Genomic DNA, 19,759 nt, shown 5'->3' with positions numbered 1-19,759 from the left:
TCGGCGACACCACCGGAAGGGGCCGGTCGGTGACCGCCGAGCAGGAGCGGCTACGCACCTCCCGTGGAGAGGACCCTCCGTGACCGCTGAACTCTCAACCGTACGAAGCCGCATGGATGACGTGACCACGGAAGGCGACGCCGAGGCGGCCCGCCTGCTGGCGGTGGCCCGTTACGAGGTCCTGGACACGTCCTCGGACGGGGCGTTCGACCGGATCGCCGCGCTGGCAGCGCGGCTGACGGACGCGCCGATGGCGACGGTGTCCCTCGTGGGTTCCGACCGGATCTGGTTCAAGGCCACGCGTGGCCTCGGCGACGCGATGACCGAGATCGACCGCGAACCGGGCCTGTGCGCTTCGGCCGTCCGGCAGAGCGAACCTTACATGGTGTGCGACACCCTGGCCGATTCCCGCACCGAGGGCAACTCGCTGGTGTTCGGGCAGCTGGGCGTCCGGTTCTACGCCGCCGCGCCGATCACCACCTCCGACGGCCACCAGCTGGGCACGGTCAACGTGCTCGACATACGCCCGCGCGAGCTCGATGACTCCGAGCTGGACACGCTGCGGGACCTGGCGGGCGTGGTGGCCAACGAACTGGAACTGCGCCTGTCGGCGTCGACGACGCTGCGCCAGGAGCAGGAACTGCGGGAGCGGGTCGAGGGATACGCCTCCACGCTGCAACGCACGCTCCTGCCGCCGTCGTTGCCCGAGGTCCCCGGCCTGGAGCTGGCCTGTCACTACCACGCCGCGTCCCCGAGCGAGGTCACCGGCGACTTCTACGACGTCTTCTTCCTCGGCAACGACCGGTGGGCGTTCTTCCTCGGCGACGTCTCCGGTCACGGTGCCACGGCGGCGTCGGTGACTTCGCTGGTCCGCTACACCCTGCGGGCGGCTGCGCTGCACAATTCGGAGCCCACCGAGGTGTTGTCGAAGCTCAACGACGCGCTGCTGCTGGACTCGCGGTTTCGGCAGCCCTGCACGGTCCTGTTCGGGATACTGCGGCCCGGCGCCGACGGGGGCTTCGACGTCACCATCGCCGGCGGTGGTCACCCACCGGCCCTGTGGTTGGGGCAGCGGGGGGAGGAGAACGCGGTGCGGGAGATCTGGCCGAAGGGCGGGATGCTCGTGGGGGCGTTGCCGGACGCCTCGTTCGCCACCGCCGACCTGCACCTGAAAGACGGCGAGGCGCTACTGCTCTACACCGACGGGATCACCGAGGCCCGTCCCGGTTCGGAGTTCTTCGGGGAGGAGGGGCTGACCGAGTTCCTGGCCCACCGTGCCGGCACCGCCGCTTCCGGGGTGATCGACGACCTGACCGAGCTGATCGACGGTTTCGACCCCCCACCCATCGACGACGTGGCTCTTTTGGCGCTGAGCGTGCCCGCGGCGCCCGCACAGCGCTGAGGACTCAGGGCGGCCGGGCCGCGGTGTCCGAAACCAGGTTCCAGGTCATGGACACGGTGGTGCCGGAATCGTCGGAGGTGACCTCGGCGTGGTCGGCCAGGCTGCGCAGGAGTACCAGGCCACGGCCGCCCGGTCCGGCGTTGGAACTCCGGGGCTGCTGCCACCGACCGTAGTCACGCACCATGACCTCGATCCGTGCCGGGTCGCGGCGGCGGATCGCGTGCAGGTCCAGGACACCGGTGCCCTCGGGGTAGGCGTGGGCGGCCACGTTGGCCAGCGCCTCGTAACAGGCAAGCGTCAGCATTTCGACCTGCTCGTCGGTCGTCCCGGCGTGCCGGGCCCACTCGACCAGCGCGTGCCGCAGCTCCGGCAACCGTTCCGCCTCGGCGGGAACCGCCATGTGGTGCAGGTCTGTCACCAGCAGGGAACCGTCGCCATCGGGCTCGGAGGGCGCCATTTCCATGGGAACTCTCGTACTTCGGCTACTGCGTTCGACTTCGGGCCTACCCACGCGGACGCCTCGCTATGCACTCACCGTGACATCGGGGCCGGCTCCTTACGCGGCGAGCGCTTCCTCTCGCGTGGCGTGGACGGGAATCTTGTTGTCCAGTGCGGTGACCTGCAGAGGCCGAACCGTGGCGCTGTTCGTGGCGACCACGCGCAACTCGGTGTGCTCGTCGGTGCGCTGATAGGCGGTGACCAGCGAACTCAGCCCGGCTGAGGCGAAGAAGTCCACACCGGAAAGATCCACCACCAGTGTCGCGGGCTCCTTGTGCAGAGCCTCCAACAACGCCTCCTCGAAGCGTGGCGCGGTCACCATGTCGATTTCTCCCGACACCGTCAGCACCGCCGAGCGGTCGTGCCACTCCACGGCCGTCGCCACGTTCGGCCCGCTGGCGGACTCGGCGGACTCGGCGGTCTCGAGCTGGGAAGACGAATCGAATGTGTTCACGACACCCACTATGGCACACCAGCGCCGGGGTCAGAAAAGCGAATGCGTGTCACCGACCAGCCGGGCAAGGAGGTTTCCGCAGGTTAGGACGCTTGGCGATCACTCGACACGAACCCGGCACGATCGATCGACGTACCGTGCTCAGCGGCCCGGAAGCAGGACCGCCGGGTCGAGGGTCAGGGGTGTCGGTGTCTGCGCGGTGAACTCGGCGGCGCTGCGCGTGCCGAGTGATTCGTACCGTGGCGGGCCACTGCTCGGACAGCACGACCTCGACTTCGGGGGGGGGCACCGAGCTCGGCAGGAAGCTGCCCGCGAAGCTGGTAGCCCAGCTCCATGAGCGCCCACCGGTGGTCCGACACCGGCCGAGGACTCACGTGCAGCGCTCCTTCGACAAGCTCGTAACAGGCGGCTGGTGCCCTCCGGCAGCGACGCCCAGGCCTCCGGGGACAGCAGGTGATCCGGCCACGCCACAGCGCTCGTCGTGCCCCGTTCGGCCCGGCATCGCTTACCGACCGTTCCGCCGCATTCCGGCGGCGTCGGGAGTGCGCTCCGACACCGCCGGACATCCGTCACGTCAGGCCGAGCAGGGCTCCCGCGACACCGTCGCCGTAGAAGACCATGAACAGGCAGGCCGCCAGCGCGGCGCCGAGCACGATCAGGGTCTTGTCACCCAGCACGACCTCCTCGGGCTCACCGGCCTTGCCCTTGTCCACGTCCACCGCGTAGCGCAGGATCGCGATCACGAAGGGAACGATCGAAACGGTGCTCCAGATCGAGGAGATCTCGTGCTGCTGGTAGGCCCACAGCGAGTACGTCATGATCACTATCGCCGCCGAGATCGCCCACACGAACCGCAGGTAGGACGCCGAGTACGCCTCCAGCGACTTGCGGATCTTCGCGCCGGTGTTCTGCGCCAGGATCATCTCCGCGTAGCGCTTGCCCGCCACCATGAACAGCGAGCCGAACGCCGTCACCAGCATGAACCACTGCGAGATGCCCAGGCCCGCCGCGGCGCCACCGGCGATGATCCGCAGCAGGAAGCCGGAGGACACGATGCACATGTCGATGACCGGCTGGTGCTTGAGCCCGAAGCAGTAGCCGAGCTGGACGGCCACGTAGACGGCCATCACCACGGCCAGCGTCGGACTGATCAGCACCGACAGGCCGACGGAACCGAGCAGCAGCACGGCGGAGACCACGTAGGCCACCGGCAGCGGGATCAGGCCCGCCGCGATCGGCCGGTTGCGCTTGGTCGGGTGCGCCCGGTCGGACTCGACGTCGAGGATGTCGTTGATGAAGTACACGCCCGACGCCGCCATCGAGAACATGACGAACGCGAGCGCGGCGTCGAACAGCACGTTCGGCACCGCGATCTGGCCCGCCAGGAAGGGCACGGCCAGCACCAGGACGTTCTTGACCCACTGCTTCGGGCGCAGTTCCCGGACGAGGCCGTTGACCAGCCCGGCCGGTGTTCCCGCCGCGGCGGTCACCTTCGCGTGGTGGGAGTCGGAGGACCTCTCGTCGGCGTCGGCGGCCGGCTCGGGAGTGGTCTCCTCCACCAGGGCGGCGGCCTCCCCACCGCCCTCGGAGCCGATCGAGCCCTCCGCGTCGGCTTCCACCTCCGCGTCGGTTTCCACCTCCGCGTCGGCTTCCACCTCCGCGTCGGCCTCCAGCTTCACGTCGCCGGTTGCCCCGGTCTCCGCCTCGTGTCGGCTCGTCGCGGCGGTGTCCTCGCCGGTCTCCGGCGATACGTCGATCCCGGTCTCGTTCTTGTCAGCCACGGTTCCTCCGCCGTTTCATGTATCGCCGCAGCCCCAGGGCCACGGCCGAGCCGAGCGTCGTTCCGGCGAGAACGTCGCTCGGGTAGTGCACTCCCAGGACCAGCCGGCTGACCATCATCGGCGGCACCAGGACCGGCGTCAGCCGCTTGCCCAGCAGGCTGCCGTAGAGGACAGCCGCCGCCGTGGTCGAGGTGGAGTGCGAGGACGGGAAGCTCAGCTTGCTCGGCGTGTCCACCAGCACCCTGATGCTCGGGTCGCCCGGCCGTGGCCGTCGCACCGTGCGCTTGACGCCGATCGACGCACCGTGCGCGAAGGCCACACCGGCCGCGGCGGCGACCCACCGCCCGCGCTGCTTGCGGTCCACCAACGCCCCCACGGCGCCGATGGCCAACCATCCGATGGCGTGGTCGCCGAACTTCGACATCGCCTGGGCGGTGGTGACCATCGGTGGCCTGGCCAACGCTTCCTGAACTCTGCGCACGGCCACGGTCTCAGGGGTGACCTGGGGCTCCCCGCTCTCGGGGGGCTCCGTGTTCGCTGCAGGGTCCTGCTCCGGCGCGGGGGCAGTGGTCAGCTCAGCCACTTCGTCTCCGGGGTTCGTTGTCGGTGCCCGTCGACGGACACCGGCGTTGATCAATGGTCGTAGACTTGCTTCCAGGACTCGGCGCTGGTCAGCTCCGGCAGGGCGGCCCGGTAGGACTCCCGCAGCCGCGGCCACTCCTGGGCCAGCTTGCGGTAGGTGGCCAGGGCGCGAAGACCGAGCCTGCGGAACTCCTCGGGGTCGCGGCGCCGGAACGCCACGCCACTGCCGTCGGCGGTGGAGACCGTCGCACTGTCCAGCGAACCGAGCAGGAACCAGCGGGCGCTGGCCGCCGGGATGTTGAGCTGGGGCCGCTCGGTGGCCTCGTCCGAGGGATCTTTGAGGTTGTGCAGCAGCGCCTTGGAGGCGCGGGCCGCGATCACCGCCGGGTTCACCGGCGGCTTGAGCAGCTCCTCCGCCATGATCGGGTCCGCTGTCGGTGTCGGGAACTCCCGCGCCGAGGATACCGTCTGCGCGTCGCTGTAGTGCTTGCGCAGCTCACGGACCTCCGGAAGCGCCGTGCGCAACGACTCGAACAGGTTCTGCGGCCCCTCCATGAAGTCCTCGACGGCCTTGAGCTGCACCGCCACCGTCGAGTACTCCATCGACAGCAGGTGGCGCAGCGTCAGCTTCAGGCCCTGCTTGACCAGGTTGGAGCGAACCTCGTCCGGACTGTGCAGCGCGGCCATGATCAGCCGGTTGCGGGTGTGGAAGTACGCCGTCCAGTCGGTGGCGTCGTTCTTGTCCGTCCACGGCATGTGCCAGACCGCCGCACCCGGCAGCGACACCGTCGGATACCCGTGCTCGGCCGCGCGCAGCGAGTACTCGGAGTCGTCGTGCTTGATGAACAGCGGCAACGGCAGGCCGGTGTTCTCGATGACCTCGCGCGGGAACAGGCACATCCACCAGCCGTTGTAGGTGGAGTGGATGCGCTTGTGCAGCTTGGTGCTCTGGCGCAGCGGGTACTTGGAGAAGTCGTAGTCGGTGACCGCGCCCGGGGCCGCCCGCCACGTCGCCGTACCGAGGTCGACGACCTCGCCCATGGTGTGCAGCCGGGACCGCGCTTGCAGGTTGAGCATGTGCCCACCGACGATGACCGGCTGCGTGGCGGCGCGAGCGAAGGCGTTGGCCCGCAGCACACCGTCCGGCTCCAGCGCGATGTCGTCGTCGAGCAGCATCACCTGCGCGGCGTCGGAGTTGTACACGCCCTCGTACATGACGCGGGTGAACCCGCCCGAACCGCCGAGGTTGGCCTGCTCGATGACGTGCAACTTGTCACCGAGCCTGCGGGCCGCCTCGTCGAAGCCGTCGGTGTCGCGGATCTTCTGCGAGCCCTGGTCGGCGACGACGACCCGCTCCACCACGTCGAGCACCTGGGAGTCCTCGCCCAGGGTGCGCAGCGCCACCACGCAGTCGGCCGGGCGCATCGTGGTGGTGCCCACCACGACCTTCTGGCTGGCCAGCTTGAGATCGGTGGTCCAGGCGCCCTCGTCGATCTCCAGGGCCGAGTCGTTGGTGAACATGTCGAACCAGATCCAGCCGCCGTCCTCGAACGGCGTCAGTGCGATCCGGAACTCCAGCCACTTCCACGACTTCGGCGTGGAGACCGGCGTGCCCTCGAGGTGGACGCTGTCACCGTTGGGCTTGGAGCGGTAGACGTCCAGCCGGCCCGCTCCGCGCACCTTCAGCCGCAGCACCACTTCCTCGACCTGCGTCCAGCGCTTCCAGTAGCTGGCGGGGAAGGCGTTGAAGTAGGAGGCGAAGGAGACCTTGGAGTGGGCGGGCACCTTCATCGATCTGCGCGAGACGACCGTGGCGGTGCTCGCCAGCGTCTTGGGCTCGTCGACGTAGAGCGGACGCACGTCCAGCGGGTCCTCGGACCGTGGCATCACGATCCGCTGCAGGACCTGTTCGGCGGGGACGTTCTTGCGTCCGCCGGTGCGTACCGAGGCCACGTCGCTGAGCTTGCTCTCCCCGGCTTCGGGGCTCTCCTCGGTGGCGGCGACGGAGCCGGTGAACGCCTCGGTGGCCTGGTCACTACTCGCAGTGGTTTCCTCGGCCCGCGCGGTGGGCTCGGGTGAGTCCGAAGGGGTCCGCTCGGTCACGTCTCAATCCTCCATCGAGCCGTCCGGCGAACGGCCCTCGGTGAAGTAGGGGGCGATTTTGTTGTCGAACATGCTCAACGCGGAACCGATCGCCATGTGCATGTCCAGGTACTTGTAGGTGCCCAACCTTCCCCCGAAGAGCACCTTGTGGTCCCTGGCCTCCTGCTTGGCCAGGTCACGGTAGGTCTCCAGCTTGACCCGGTCCTCGGAGGTGTTGATCGGGTAGTACGGCTCGTCGTCGCTGTCGGCGAACCGTGAGTACTCGCGCACTACCACGGTACGGTCCTTCGGGTAGTTCCGCTCCGGGTGGAAGTGGCGGAACTCGTGGATCCGGGTGTAGGGGATTTCCTCGTCGGCGTAGTTCATCACCGGCGTGCCCTGGAAGTCACCGGTCTCGACCACCTCGGTCTCGAAGTCGAGGGTGCGCCAGCTCAGCTCACCGGCCGCGTAGTCGAAGTAGCGGTCCAGCGGCCCGGTGTAGACGACCGGAACGTCGGGCAGTTCCGCGCGCACGTCGAAGTAATCGGTGCTCAACCGGACGTCGATGTTGCCGTGATCGGCCATCCGCTGCAGCCAGGCGGTGTAACCGTCGACCGGAAGGCCCTCGTAGGTGTCGCTGAAGTAGCGGTTGTTGAAGTTGTACCGCACCGGCAGCCGGGTGATGTTGGCCGCGGGCAGTTCCTTCGGGTCGGTCTGCCACTGCTTGGCCGTGTACCCGCGCACGAAAGCCTCGTACAGCGGGCGGCCGATCAGCGAGATCGCCTTTTCTTCCAGGTTCTTCGCCTCGGCCGTGTCGATCTCGGAGGCCTGCTCGGCGATCAGGGCCTTCGCCTCGTCCGGGGAGAACGCCCTGCCGAAGAACTGGCAGATCAGCCCCAGGTTCATCGGGAACGAGTAAATCTGGTCCTGATAGCGGGTGAACACCCGGTGTTGATAATCGGTGAAATCGGTGAACCGGGTGACGTAGTCCCACACGCGCTTGTTGGAGGTGTGGAACAGGTGCGCGCCGTAGCGGTGCACCTCGATCCCAGTTTCGGGTTCCGCCTCCGAATAGGCGTTACCCCCGATATGGTCTCGCCGGTCCAGCACCAGCACTCGTTTGTCCAGCTGACTGGCGGCGCGTTCCGCGATCGTGAGGCCGAAGAATCCGGAACCTACGACGATCAGGTCATACCCTGCGAAGCTCACAGTCGTCGAGGGTAGCCGGAACCCGGTGGCGGCTGCCGGTAGGGCCGCATTGGTTAGCATCGTCGACGCGTTGACGGCGCACAGCCGTACGGCGCTTGTCATTCCCCGGTTCGGGCGAACTTGCGAGGACGGTGATCACGGCGTGTCGCGTGTGCGTGACGGGCGTTACTTGTTGCTCGTGGCGATCGTCGCCGAGATACTGGCGATCTGGTTCGTGCACTGGATCGACACGCGCGGCTACATCGACACCGGGATCTACCGCCTCGGCGCGCGGGCGTGGCTGCACGGTTACGACGTCTACGGCGGCGACCTGACCCCGGTGACGAGTCCCGACACCGGGACGCTGCCGTTCATCTACCCGCCGTTCGCGCTGCCGGTCTTCACCCCGCTGATCTGGATGCCCCCGGACGCGGCGATCGTGACGGTGGCGGTCTGCTCCCACCTGGCCATCCTGGTCACCGCTTACGCGCTGGCGCGTTCCTCGCGCTACCTCGCGCCGCGCGCCGGCCTGGTCGCGGTCGGTACCGCCGTGGCGATGCCGGTCATCACGCTGCTCGAACCCGCCAGGGAGACGCTCAACTACGGCCAGATCAACCTCGTGCTGATGGGGCTGGTCGCCGTCGACTGCCTGTTGCCGCGCACGTACTGGCCGCGCGGGCTGCTGGTGGGGATCGCCGCGGGGATCAAGCTGACCCCGCTGGTGTTCCTGCTGTTCTTCCTGCTGCGCCGCGACTTCCGCGCGGCGGCGGTGTCGCTGGTCACCTGCGCCGGCACGGTGCTGCTGGGGCTGTTCATCGCGCCGAAGGACGCCGCCGACTGGTGGCTGGACAAGATGCTCTCCACCGGTGATTCCTTCGGCACCGTCTACACCGGCAACCTCAACCTGCGCAGCCTCGTCGCGAAGCAGGAGATCACCGGGGTGGCGCTGGACTCGCTGTGGATCGTCGGCTCGCTGGTGCTGCTGGCGCTGGCCGTGCTCGGGATGCGCTACGCGATTCGTTCCGGCAACGCCCCGCTGGCGCTGATGGTCAACGGAGTACTCGGCGTGCTGGTCTCACCGATCTCGTGGTCGCACCACTGGGTGTGGGCCGGTCCGACGGCGGTGCTGCTGTTCGCGATGGCGCTGCGGCACCGGTGGTACGGGGTGCAGTTCACGGTCGCCTGCTGCGCGGTCGTGCTGGCGATCGGCCCGCAGTGGTACCTGCCCTACGGCGACGACCAGGAGCTGGACTGGACGTTCTCGCAGCAGGTGGTCGGCAACGCCTACACCCTCATCGGGATCGGCTTCCTCGTGGCCGCCGCGGTGGCCTGGTTCCGCTCCCACCCGCGCACCTACCCGTTGCAGCGTCACTACGAGGCCACCCTCACCCGCCTGTAGACCCGGTGGCCCGGTGTTCCGGTGGCCCGGTGGGACATGCCGCCTCGGAGGCAGCGGGGCTTCGCGCGAAACCGTCAACACCCACGTGCTCGTCATCCACGGTCGGGAGCGTTCACGTCGACCACGACGTCGGTGTCGAGGCCCCCGACGTGGCACGAGGGCCGGACCGGGTGCCGTGGCAGCTGGACACGCCGACCGCGGCCTTCTGGGCCTTCTCGAAACCACCCGGGTGACGCACCTCGGCCACGACCGGCAGTCCCTCGTCGACGACCGGGGGAGCACTGCCGCCGGTGACCGTGCCGGGGAAGGTCACCCCGAGGAACGGCTGCCCGCCATCTCGACCGGCTCGCCCGAGCCCGGTTCGGTCGGGAGAACGTCGAGGTACTCCACCTCCGGGGCGGGAACCCCGTCGTTGTGCAACTGGTCGGCGAAGTGGAGCGCGACGCGGTCGTAGGTGCTGTCACCCGGCTTGGTCTCGATGTTCTTCAGCGTGGCGGGCGCCTGTCCGGTTCGGGGGTCCTGCCCGTTCGAGGCGTCCTGGGCCGCAGCGATCCCAGCTCCCGCGAAGGGGGCCACCAGCGTGGCGGCGAGACTCGCCATGAGCGTGCGCAGGGGACGTTTCGTCACGGTACTCACCTTCTTCGCGTGGGAAGCGCCGCTGCTTGCACCCACTGATACGGAGCTCCCCTCCGTCGGGTCACGGCTTCACCAGGCGGGAAACGTGACTTCCACCCATACTCGGGCTCGGTAACGCGAAAAGTTCACCGCCGCCGAGCGAGGTGCGCCCATGCGTTCAAGGCTCAGTCTCGGAAGTCCCGGATTCGGCACGCTCGCAGTGACGCTGCTCCTGCTCAGTCTGCTCATCACCGAGGGCCGCGCCGGAGCCGCCTCGGACACCACGGCTCGGCACATCGCCCTCGCCGGTGTTGCGCTGACCCGGAACGCCGTCGCCACCCGTGAGGTGCACACCCCGACCGCCTTCAGCATGGTCGGTCTCACCTGGCAGGGCGCCGATCCGGACGACATCCGGGTGCGCCACCTCGAGAACGGATCCTGGAGTCGGTGGCGTTCCGTGGAGCGGATCCACTCGACGGGCAGGCCCACCCCGGTACGGGCCAGTGAGTCGGTGTGGACCGGACCGACCACGGCTGTGCAGGTCCGCGCCACGCGGGCGGGGCACGACGTGAGCGGACGGATCGAGCTCGTGGCCATCAGCCCCGGACGCACCTCCACGCCCCGAGCCGCGTCTCGGGCCGGTATGCCCCCGGTGGTGAGTCGCTCGGCCTGGGGAGCCGACGAGAGCGCCATGATCTGGACGCCCGAGTACACCACGATCACCAAGGCCGCCACCGTGCACCACACGGCCGAGACCAACGACTACACCTGCGCGCAGTCCGCCGCGATCGTGCGCGGCGTCTACCACTACCACGCCGTCGAGCTGGGGTGGGGCGACATCGGTTACCACGCGCTGGTGGACAAGTGCGGCACGATCTTCGCCGGTCGCACCGACGGGCTCGGCCGCAACGTCGTCGGCGGGCACACCTCCGGATTCAACAAGGGCAACTTCGGGGTGGCGGTCCTGGGCAGTTACGACAAGGTCGCCCCCACGCCCGCGGCGCTGAAGGCCGTCGCCGACATCGCGGGCTGGAAGCTGGCCGTCAACGGCGTCGACCCGCGCGGGCGGACGAGCATGGTCGCCGGGAAGGGAACGCTGTTTCCGGAGGGAACGCGGGTGAAGATGCCGACGATCTTCGGTCACCGCCGCGTCAACGACACCGTCTGCCCCGGTGACAAGCTCTACGAGAAGCTCCCGTTCATCCGCGAACAGGCCGCCGAGCCGGCTCCGTGACTCACCACCAGCGTTCCAGGACCTGAGCCACTCCGTCCGCGCTGTTCGGCGCCGTGATCTCGTCGGCGGCCTCCGTCACGTCGAGGTGGGCGTTGCGCATCGCCACTCCGTGTCCGGCCCATTCCAGCATCGCCACGTCGTTGGGCATGTCCCCGAAGGCGATGACGTCGGCCCGGTCGATCCCGAGGCGGGCGGCGATGTCGGCCAGTCCGGTGGCCTTGTCCACTCCGGAGGCCGACAGTTCGATCAGCCCCTCGTTGGTGGAGTAGGTCACCCGCAGCTCGGACCCCACGACCCCGTTCGCGGCGGTGGCCATCTCGCCGCTGGTCAGCCGTTCGTGCAGGACCATCAGCTTCATCGCGCCGGTGTCGAACAGCTCGCGCGGCGGCACGACGCGCATGTCCGGGTTCGGCCACATCCTGTGGAACTCGGTCATGGCCAGGAACTGCTCGTCGACGCGGTCGAAGGCTCCGCCGGTGGCGCGTTCCACGGCGAAGGAGCACCCCGGCAGGACTTCACGCAGCCGTTCGGTGACCTCGAGCAGCCGCGAGGCGTCGATGTCGGTGCTGCGCAGCACGGTGTCGGAATGCGCGTCGTAGACCACCGCCCCGTTGGAGCAGATCGTCACCCCGGCCACGCCGAGCTCGTTGGCGACACGCGGTATCCAGCGCGGCGGGCGTCCCGTGACCATGACGAACGGGACCTCGTCGGACACCTCCCGAACGACCCGCGCGGTACGCGGGCTCACGTGCTCCTGCGGGTTCAGCAGTGTCCCGTCCACGTCCGTTGCCACCAGTCCAGGTTTGCGCACCCTGCCATCATGCCGGGGGAAGCGGTCGCGGTGGAGCGTTTTCCCGCCGCGAGGTGTGAGACTTTGCCGACACGCCGAGATGTCGGTGACTCACCTAGTACGACCCGTGATTCGGCGTATACGGTCGACGCGTGCGCGTTGGGATCGTGATCTTGCCCGAACACCGCTGGTGGGCCGCGGAACCGCTGTGGCGGATGGTCGAGGAATACGGCTTCGACCATGCCTGGACCTATGACCACCTCGGATGGAAGTCCCTGGTGGACAAGCCCTGGTTCGACGCCGTGCCGACGTTGAGCGCGGCGGCCACGGTGACCGAGCGGATCAAGCTGGGGACCCTCGTCGCGTCGCCGAACTTCCGGCATCCGGTGCACTTCGCGCGCGAGATCACCGCCCTCGACGACGTCTCCGACGGGCGGTTCATGCTCGGGACGGGTACGGGAGGCAACGGGTTCGACACCACCGTGCTGGGGCAGCAGGAGCTCACGGCGCAGCAGCGCGTCGACCGGTTCGGCGAGTTCGTGGAACTGCTGGACACCATCCTGACCCAGGACAGCACCACCTACGACGGGCACTACTACGCGGCGAATCAGGCGCGTCGTGCGCCCGGATGCGTACAGACGCCGCGTGTTCCGTTCGTGGTGGCGGCCAACGACAGGCGCACCATGCACACCGCCGCGCGATACGGCAACGGGTGGGTGACCAACGGGCGCGCGGTCGACACCATGGACGTCTGGTGGCGGTCGGTGCGCGAGCTGTCCGACCAGTTCTCCGAGATCCTCATCGAGGCTGGACGCGTGCCCGCACGGGCACCGCGCTACCTGTCCGTCGACGCCGCACCGGAGTACTCGATGTCCAGCGTCGAGCACTTCCGCGACGTCGTCGGCCGGGCGCGCGAGATCGGCTTCACCGACGTTCTCGCCCACTGGCCGCGCGCGGAGGCTCCGTACAAGGGGCAGGAATCCGTCGTCGAGGCGATCGCCGACGAGGTGTTGCCCGAGCTGCACACCTGAGCGCGTGGTCGCCGTGTTGCCGCGCCGGTGTTCGGGTAGGGCGACGGGGAGGAGGTGTGCAGCATGTCATCCGAGGGAATCGCGCGCCGGCTGCTCGACGAAGCGGGCACCACCTACGCGGCCGAGGCCGGGATCAGGATCGCCGACAAGCCCGCGCCGCTGTACCGGCTCCAGGTGCTGTCGGTGCTGCTGTCCACCCGGATCAAGGCGGGAATCGCGGTGGCTGCCGCCCGCGAGCTCGGCGAGTTCCCCACGGCGGAGCGGATGCGCGAGGCCACCTGGCAACAGCGCGTGGACGCCCTCGGCCGTGGACACTACGTGCGCTACGACGAGAGCACGGCCACGGCGCTGGGGCAGGGCGCCGATCTCCTGCTCGACCGGTACCGCGGTGACCTGCGCCGGCTGCGGGAGCAGGCCGACGGTGACGTCGGGAAGCTGAGCCGGTCGCTCAAGGAGATTCCCAAGCTGGGGCCGGTCGGTGTGGACATCTTCTGCCGGGAGGCCCAGGCGGTGTGGCCCGAACTGCGCCCGTACTTCGACAAGAAGTCGCTGAGCGGCGCCGAGAAGGTCGGGTTGCCGAAGAAGCCGGAGCAGCTGGCCGAACTCGTCGACGGTGACGATCTCGCTCGGCTCGCCGCGGCCTGCGTCCGCGTCACCCTGGAGAAGGGCGTGGCCGACCGGGTGGCCGGCGCCGTGTCCGCCTGAGCGAGTGCTCACTCGTCCGCGTGGAGTTCACAACTTTAGGGAAAATCGTAAAACCCCCACACGGACGGGTGACGTGTTCGGGTTACGGGGTGAGGACCTCGCGCCCACCGAGGAAGGGACGCAGGGCCTCCGGCACGAGCACCGATCCGTCGGACTGCTGGTGGTTCTCCAGGATCGCCACGATCCAGCGCGTGGTGGCCAGCGTCCCGTTGAGCGTCGCGGCGGGCTGCGTGCGGCCTTCCTCCCGATAGCGGGTGTTCAGTCGCCGTGCCTGGAACGTCGTGCAGTTCGACGTCGACGTCATCTCCCGGTACGCCTGCTGGCTCGGGATCCAGGCCTCGCAGTCGAACTTGCGGGCCGCGCTGGCGCCCAGATCGCCGGCGGCCACGTCGATGACCCGGTAGGGGACCTCGATCTTGGCCAGCATCTCCTCCTCCCACGCCAGCAGCCGCTCGTGCTCGACGCGGGAGTCCTGCTCGCGGCAGTAGACGAACATCTCCAGCTTGTTGAACTGGTGGACCCGGATGATTCCCCGGGTGTCCTTGCCGTAGGAGCCGGCCTCGCGGCGGAAGCACGTCGACCAGCCCGCGTAGCGCTTGGCGTCGGAGGAGAAGTCCAGGATCTCGCCGGAGTGATAGCCCGCCAACGGCACCTCGGAGGTCCCGACCAGGTACAGGTCGTCCTCGGCCAGGTGGTAGATCTCGCTGGAGTGCTCGCCGAGGAAGCCGGTGCCCTCCATGATCTCCGGGCGCACCAGCACCGGCGGCACCGTCAGCGTGAACCCGGCGGCGGTGGCCTGGGCCGCGGCCATGTTCAGCAGCGCCATCTCCAGCTGCGCGCCGACACCGGTCAGGAAGTAGAAGCGCGCCCCGGAGACCTTGGCGCCGCGTTCGGTGTCCAGCGCACCGAGGGCCGTGCCCAGCTCCAGGTGGTCCTTCGGGGTGAAGTCGAACTCGCCGGGAGTGCCGACGTGCTTGAGCACGACGTAGTCCTCCTCCCCGCCGGGCGGGGTCACGGACTCGATCACGTTCGAGACCCGGCGCTGAATCCGCTGCAACTCCTCCTCGGAGGCGGACTGCTCGGTCTCGGCCTCCTTGACGTTGGCGGCGAGTTCCTTGCCCCGTGCCAGCAGCGCCTCGCGTTCCTCGCCCGAGGCCTTGCCGACCTGCTTGCCGAGCTGCTTCTGCTCGGAGCGCAGCGTGTCCGCTCGGGATACCGCCGACCTGCGCCGCTCGTCGGCGGCCAGCAGCGCATCCACCAGGGACGCGTCCTCCCCTCGCGCGCGCTGCGAGGCGCGCACGGCTTCCGGATCTTCGCGGAGCGTCTTCAGGTCGATCACAGCTGGTCAGCCTAGCGGGTCGCGAGGCGGAGCACAGTGGCAGGGGGCATCGGTACCGTGCTGGTTGCCCCGGTCTCGCGCCAGGCATGATGGAGACGATGGCCGAGTCGACGAGTCCTCCCGGTGAGCGTGGGAAGCGGAGAAAACCCAAGGCCCAGCTCGTGATGATGATTTCGGCTGCCTGCGGCGCCGCGGTGATCCTGGTGGTCAGCATGGTGACGAACTGGTCCGAACCCGGTGGGGGAGTCGTCGCCGGAGCGCGCGGGACGGGGAGCAGCACCACCACCGCCCCACCGCCCGTGTTCGAGGCCAAGTCCGGGACCTGCCTGAACTGGACCGAATCGAACGCGACCGACGCCCGGCAGCTGAACTGCAGCGATCCGCACCTGTTCGAGGTGACCGGCACGGTCGAACTGGGTCCCGAGCTGGGGCCGAACGCGCCTTACCCCACCACCGAGCAGTGGATGCAGATCAAGCAGCAGCGCTGCACCGAGGTCGCCGTGCGGTACCTGAAGGGCGACTTCGACGAGGAGGGTCGCTTCATCGTCGGTGCGTTCCCCCCGCCCCAGGAGAGCTGGGCCAACGGTGACCGGACACTGCACTGCGGCCTGCAGCGGCCGGGACCGGCCGGCGAACTGCTCCGTTTCAGCGGCAGCGTGCGCGATCTCGACCAGTCCGACGTCTACGACATCGGAACCTGCCTGGGTATCAGCGGCGCCGCCATGTCCGGCCCGACGTCCTGCGCGGAACCGCACTCGGTCGAGGTCACCGGAATCGTCGACCTCGGCAAGGAGTTCTCCGCCGGCTACCCGCCGAGCGCGAAGCAGGACCCCTTCCTGGCGACCAAGTGCAACGAGCTCACCGCGAAGTACGCGGGCAGCCCCACGGCCGCCAAGGACAAGAAGCTGACCGTGTACTGGGACACCCTGAGCAAGCAGAGTTGGGAGGCCGGTTCGCGGAAGGTCGACTGCAAGGTCAGCGCGCTGTTGCCCGACGACGCCGGTTTCGCTCCCGTCACCGGTAGCATCGCCGGCCAGGTCCAGATCGGGACCGAACCCGCCCCTACCGACTCCTCGGCCGCCCCTACGACCGTCCCGGAGACCGGGACCGAGACCGGATGAGGTGCGTGCGATGGAGATGAGCCGGACGCGCTTCGAGGAGCTCGTCGCCGACGCGCTGGACCTGCTGCCCGCGGAGTTCGCCCGGTCCATGAGCAACGTCGTCGTGCTCGTGGAGGACCGGAACCCGGAGGAGCCGACTCTGCTGGGGCTCTACGAGGGCATCGCACTGACCGAACGGGACAGCACCTACGGCGGGGTGCTGCCGGACCGGATCACGATCTACCGCGAAGCGGTGCTGGAGATCTGCGGCAGTGAGCAGGAGGTGACCGACGAGGTCGCGACCACCGTGGTGCACGAGATCGCGCATCACTTCGGCATCGACGACGAGCGGCTGCACGCCCTCGGCTGGGGGTAGTGGACCGCGAGGAGGCCTCGGACGGTTCGCGGAGACGCCGGGGCTCACGCCTCGGGTGCGGGTGGCTCGTCCGCCGTCACGCGATTCGCCCCGCGCGGATCTGCTCCAACCACTCCTGGGAAGCCTGGAAGGCCTGTTCCGAGGCCATCGGCCGGATGACCACCGGAGACCGGTCGGCCTTGGGGTAGGAGCCGAGGAACCGTACCTCACCGCAGCGCCGGCGCAGTCCCGTCAGCGCGTCTCCGACGCGGGCGTCGGAGACGTGGCCGTCGATGTCCAGGAAGAAGCGGTACTTGCCGAGCCGGTCCTTGGTCGGCCGGGACTCGATGCGGCTGAGGTTGATGCCGCGGAGCGACAACTCGGTCAGCAGCTCGGTGAGGGCGCCCACCTCGTCGTGCGCGACGACGGAGATCGACGTGCGGTCGGCCCCGGTGGGATCGGGCAGCGTTCCAGGGCGGCGCACGAACAGGAAGCGGGTGACCGCGTCGGTGACGTCGGCGATGCTTTCGGCCAGCACCTCGAGATCACCGTGGTGTTCGACGGCCACCGGTGCCGCCACGGCGGCGTCGACCTCTCCGGCGTCGACCGCGGCCACTGCCGCCGCCGTCGACGAGTCCACCAGCACCTTGGCCCCGGGGATGTTGTCCGCGAGCCAGTCGCGAACCTGGGCGATGGCGTGCGGGTGGCTGCTGACCGTGCTGATCTCGTCGAGGCCGGTACCGCGCCGGACCAGTACGTCGAAACGGATGGGCAGCACGGTCTCGCCGACGGCGATCAGCGGTTCGCCCGAGGTTAGCGCGTCGAGAGTGGCCGAGACGGAGCCCTCCACCGAGTTCTCCACGGGCACCCCCGCCGCCATGACCGTTTCCTCCCGGACGGCGTCGAGAGCCTGCGAGACCGTCTCCAACGGCACGAGCTCGGCGTCGAAGTCGGCGGTCAGGGCACGCGTCGCCTGGTCGGTGAACGTTCCAGGCGGGCCCAGGTAGGCGATTCGCGGCACACGCTCAGCTTACGGACAAGCCGCTGAGGATACTCCACCCCGTCGGCGGGAAAATCGTGATCCGCAAGTGTGACCCACCCGATTACGTTCAGCGGCATATTCCTGCGATGCTGTGGAGGTGACCGCGGATTCGGAGCGCTCGACGGACGGGGCGGAGCCGGAGCTGCGGCTGGTCCTGTGCGCGCTGGACGAGTCGCTGTTGGCAGCCTGGAACGACATCGCCGATGGTCGCGACGGTCTCACCACCCATCGCGGGTCGGTGCTGGACGTCAGGGCCGACGCGGTGGTCAGCCCCGCCAACTCGTACGGACTGATGCGTGGTGGTGTCGACGCCGTCTACGCGAGCACCTTCCCCCAGATCGAACAGCAGGTACGCAGTGCCGTGCTCGCCTACCACGGTGGTGAGCTGCCGGTCGGGGAGGCGTTGCTGGTTCCGACCGGAGCACCGAGCCCCACCTGGCTGATCAGCGCGCCGACCATGCGCGATCCGGGTGAGCGGCTTCCCGGCGACACCGTGCACCCCTACCTGGCGGCTCGCGCGATGCTGCGCCTGTGGGCGCGTGCGGCGTTGGACAACGGGACGCCGGTCCGCAGCATCGTGCGCTCCATCGTGCTCCCCGGTTTGGGGACCGGCATCGGCGGTGCCTCCCCCGAACTGTGCGCGCGCCAGGTCGCGGCCGCCTGGGACGAGGTGTTCGCTCCCGCCGACCAGCGCTGAGGGATCTCCTCGGACGACTTGCGCGGCGGTGCGGCACGCGGGTGGCCCGGCGGTGATCCGGAGGGCTGTTTCGTGGGCGCGCGCGTGGGGAACGTGATGAGTAGTCTCGGACACGTCGTTCGATCCCAGGAGGTCCGCTGATGCTCGTCCGCCGGTTGGCCCGCCCACTGCTCGCCTCGATCTTCGTCTACGGCGGGATCGGCTCCCTGCGCGATGCGAAGGGGCACGCCAAAGCCGCCTCCGGACTGGTCGACAAGGCGATCACTCCGGTGAAGGACTCGATTCCCGAGCAGGTGCCCACCGATGCCGAGACCCTGGTCAAGGTGGACGGTGCGGTCAAGATCGGTGCCGGGGTGCTGCTGGCGCTGGGCAAGTGCCCGCGGGTGGCGGCACTGCTGCTCAGCGGATCGGTGATCCCGACCACCTTGTCCGCTCACGCGTTCTGGGAGATCGAGGATCCGGAGCAGCGGGAGGCACAGCGGATCCAGTTCCTGAAGAACCTCGGCCTGCTGGGCGGGCTGCTGATCGCGGCGGTGGACACCGAGGGCAGGCCGTCGATGGCCTACCGCACTCGTCACGGTGCTCACCGCGTCGCCGAGCAGACCCAGCAAGCCGTGGACTCGGCGCGTGCCACCGCGAGCAGGACCATCGACTGATCGGCAGGCCCCCTGCCCGACGCTTGTGCAGCGTACGGCCGTAGCGTGGGGGACGTGTCGGTACGTGTGGTGCTCGTCGACGATCACGAGGTCGTGCGTCGCGGCCTGCGCGATTTGCTGGACACCGAGGACGACGTGGAGGTCGTCGCCGAGGCGGGCGGCGTCGACGAGGCGCTGGTGCGCACGCGGGCCACCGAACCGGACGTGGCCGTGGTGGACATGCGGCTGCCCGACGGCGACGGACTGGACCTGTGTCGGCGACTGCGCGAGTTGCCCGCGGGACCGCACTGCCTGGTGCTGACCGCTTTCGACGACGAGCAGGCCCTGGTGGGCGCGATCAACGCCGGTGCCTCCGGATACCTGCTCAAGCAGGTGCGCGGCCAGGATCTGGTCAACGCGGTGCGGGAGGTGGCGGCGGGCCGGTCGCTGCTGGACCCGGTGACCACCCGGCGGGTGCTCGACCGGATGCGCGACTCGCCCGAGCGGCAGCCGGACGAGCTGGAGGCGTTGACCGAGCAGGAGCGCCGGGTGCTCGACCTCATCGGCGAGGGGCTGAGCAACCGCCAGATCGCCGAGCGGTTGTTCCTGGCCGAGAAGACGGTGAAGAACTACGTCACCTCGGTGCTGGCCAAGCTCGGCATGGAGCGCCGCACCCAGGCGGCGGCGTGGGTCGCCCGTCGCCAGGGCTGAGTCACCAGGGCTGGTTCGTCAGGACTGGTTCGTCAGGGTTGGGTCGCCCGTCCGTGTTGGAGTACGCGATTTTCCCTAAAGTTGTGACACAAGTTTAGGGAAAATCGTGAAACCCCTCG

Annotated in this window: 21 protein-coding genes; 10 read left to right on the top strand and 11 right to left on the bottom strand. The window is 68.9% G+C overall.

Annotation, left to right across the window (positions count from 1 at the left end; genetic code table 11):
- Nucleotides 1-112 precede the first annotated feature (112 nt).
- Complete coding sequence (locus FHX42_RS23975) at nt 113-1,402, top strand: PP2C family protein-serine/threonine phosphatase (RefSeq protein ID WP_182546715.1); 1,290 nt, start codon at nt 113-115, stop codon at nt 1,400-1,402.
- 4 nt (nt 1,403-1,406) lie between these two features.
- Here the strand turns inward: FHX42_RS23975 and FHX42_RS23970 are convergent, their stop codons facing one another.
- The 6 genes from FHX42_RS23970 to glf form a co-directional block, all read right to left on the bottom strand.
- Nucleotides 1,407-1,865: an ATP-binding protein gene (locus tag FHX42_RS23970; RefSeq protein WP_235987848.1), complete on the bottom strand. Its 459-nt coding sequence runs from the start codon at nt 1,863-1,865 to the stop codon at nt 1,407-1,409.
- 93 nt (nt 1,866-1,958) lie between these two features.
- On the bottom strand, nt 1,959-2,354 hold the full coding sequence (locus FHX42_RS23965; protein ID WP_328796710.1) for an STAS domain-containing protein: 396 nt from the start codon (nt 2,352-2,354) through the stop codon (nt 1,959-1,961).
- Nucleotides 2,355-2,923: 569 nt separating this feature from the next.
- Complete coding sequence (locus FHX42_RS23960) at nt 2,924-3,913, bottom strand: decaprenyl-phosphate phosphoribosyltransferase (protein ID WP_407926319.1); 990 nt, start codon at nt 3,911-3,913, stop codon at nt 2,924-2,926.
- 214 nt (nt 3,914-4,127) lie between these two features.
- Nucleotides 4,128-4,718 carry a phosphatase PAP2 family protein gene (locus tag FHX42_RS23955; protein ID WP_328796709.1) on the bottom strand — a complete coding sequence of 197 codons (591 nt, stop codon included), beginning with the start codon at nt 4,716-4,718 and terminating at the stop codon, nt 4,128-4,130.
- 50 nt (nt 4,719-4,768) lie between these two features.
- Nucleotides 4,769-6,820: a glycosyltransferase gene (locus tag FHX42_RS23950; protein WP_328796708.1), complete on the bottom strand. Its 2,052-nt coding sequence runs from the start codon at nt 6,818-6,820 to the stop codon at nt 4,769-4,771.
- A gap of 3 nt (nt 6,821-6,823) precedes the next feature.
- Entirely contained in the window at nt 6,824-8,008 is a 1,185-nt protein-coding gene (glf, locus tag FHX42_RS23945; protein WP_328796707.1) for a UDP-galactopyranose mutase, read from the bottom strand.
- Between the two features lie 142 nt (nt 8,009-8,150).
- Here glf and FHX42_RS23940 point away from each other — a divergent pair, with 142 nt between their 5' ends.
- Complete coding sequence (locus tag FHX42_RS23940; protein ID WP_182546713.1) at nt 8,151-9,386, top strand: glycosyltransferase 87 family protein; 1,236 nt, start codon at nt 8,151-8,153, stop codon at nt 9,384-9,386.
- Between the two features lie 112 nt (nt 9,387-9,498).
- Here the strand turns inward: FHX42_RS23940 and FHX42_RS23935 are convergent, their stop codons facing one another.
- Together FHX42_RS23935 and FHX42_RS23930 are read right to left on the bottom strand one after the other, a co-directional pair.
- Nucleotides 9,499-9,699, bottom strand: a complete 201-nt coding sequence (locus FHX42_RS23935) for a hypothetical protein (protein ID WP_182546712.1) — start codon at nt 9,697-9,699, stop codon at nt 9,499-9,501.
- On the bottom strand, nt 9,696-10,013 hold the full coding sequence (locus FHX42_RS23930; protein ID WP_182546711.1) for a hypothetical protein: 318 nt from the start codon (nt 10,011-10,013) through the stop codon (nt 9,696-9,698). Before FHX42_RS23930 ends, FHX42_RS23935 begins: the two co-directional genes overlap by 4 nt.
- Before the next feature lie 160 nt (nt 10,014-10,173).
- Here FHX42_RS23930 and FHX42_RS23925 point away from each other — a divergent pair, with 160 nt between their 5' ends.
- Complete coding sequence (locus tag FHX42_RS23925; RefSeq protein ID WP_182546710.1) at nt 10,174-11,235, top strand: peptidoglycan recognition protein family protein; 1,062 nt, start codon at nt 10,174-10,176, stop codon at nt 11,233-11,235.
- A gap of 1 nt (nt 11,236) precedes the next feature.
- Here the strand turns inward: FHX42_RS23925 and FHX42_RS23920 are convergent, their stop codons facing one another.
- Nucleotides 11,237-12,028 (bottom strand): HAD family hydrolase, encoded by a 792-nt coding sequence (locus tag FHX42_RS23920; protein ID WP_328796706.1) that lies wholly within the window; start codon nt 12,026-12,028, stop codon nt 11,237-11,239.
- A gap of 149 nt (nt 12,029-12,177) precedes the next feature.
- On the opposite strand from FHX42_RS23920, the gene FHX42_RS23915 reads away from it, so the two are divergent.
- A complete protein-coding gene (locus tag FHX42_RS23915; RefSeq protein WP_182546708.1) occupies nt 12,178-13,056 on the top strand; it encodes an LLM class flavin-dependent oxidoreductase in 879 nt (292 codons plus the stop codon).
- 63 nt (nt 13,057-13,119) lie between these two features.
- The gene (locus FHX42_RS23910; protein ID WP_182546707.1) at nt 13,120-13,761 is read left to right on the top strand and encodes an endonuclease; all 642 of its coding nucleotides are present in this window, start codon (nt 13,120-13,122) and stop codon (nt 13,759-13,761) included.
- Between the two features lie 82 nt (nt 13,762-13,843).
- On the opposite strand, the gene serS is transcribed toward FHX42_RS23910, so the two are convergent.
- Entirely contained in the window at nt 13,844-15,100 is a 1,257-nt protein-coding gene (serS, locus tag FHX42_RS23905) for a serine--tRNA ligase (RefSeq protein ID WP_182546706.1), read from the bottom strand.
- 98 nt (nt 15,101-15,198) lie between these two features.
- Here serS and FHX42_RS23900 point away from each other — a divergent pair, with 98 nt between their 5' ends.
- Nucleotides 15,199-16,221, top strand: a complete 1,023-nt coding sequence (locus FHX42_RS23900; protein ID WP_182546705.1) for a septum formation family protein — start codon at nt 15,199-15,201, stop codon at nt 16,219-16,221.
- Nucleotides 16,222-16,231: 10 nt separating this feature from the next.
- The gene (locus FHX42_RS23895; protein WP_235987847.1) at nt 16,232-16,576 is read left to right on the top strand and encodes a metallopeptidase family protein; all 345 of its coding nucleotides are present in this window, start codon (nt 16,232-16,234) and stop codon (nt 16,574-16,576) included.
- 76 nt (nt 16,577-16,652) lie between these two features.
- Here FHX42_RS23895 and pheA read toward each other — a convergent pair whose 3' ends face one another.
- Nucleotides 16,653-17,576 (bottom strand): prephenate dehydratase, encoded by a 924-nt coding sequence (pheA, locus tag FHX42_RS23890; protein ID WP_182546704.1) that lies wholly within the window; start codon nt 17,574-17,576, stop codon nt 16,653-16,655.
- Nucleotides 17,577-17,688: 112 nt separating this feature from the next.
- On the opposite strand from pheA, the gene FHX42_RS23885 reads away from it, so the two are divergent.
- The 3 genes from FHX42_RS23885 to FHX42_RS23875 all read left to right on the top strand — a co-directional run bounded on the left by FHX42_RS23885 (nt 17,689) and on the right by FHX42_RS23875 (nt 19,640).
- A complete protein-coding gene (locus tag FHX42_RS23885; RefSeq protein WP_182546703.1) occupies nt 17,689-18,294 on the top strand; it encodes a macro domain-containing protein in 606 nt (201 codons plus the stop codon).
- A 140-nt stretch (nt 18,295-18,434) separates the two neighbouring features.
- Complete coding sequence (locus tag FHX42_RS23880) at nt 18,435-18,950, top strand: DoxX family protein (RefSeq protein WP_182546702.1); 516 nt, start codon at nt 18,435-18,437, stop codon at nt 18,948-18,950.
- 54 nt (nt 18,951-19,004) lie between these two features.
- Complete coding sequence (locus FHX42_RS23875) at nt 19,005-19,640, top strand: response regulator (RefSeq protein ID WP_182546701.1); 636 nt, start codon at nt 19,005-19,007, stop codon at nt 19,638-19,640.
- The last annotated feature ends 119 nt before the right edge of the window (nt 19,641-19,759 follow it).

This window comes from Halosaccharopolyspora lacisalsi (genome assembly GCF_014137975.1).
Classification (GTDB): domain Bacteria; phylum Actinomycetota; class Actinomycetes; order Mycobacteriales; family Pseudonocardiaceae; genus Halosaccharopolyspora; species Halosaccharopolyspora lacisalsi.
This window is presented reverse-complemented; position numbering and strand designations above follow the sequence as displayed.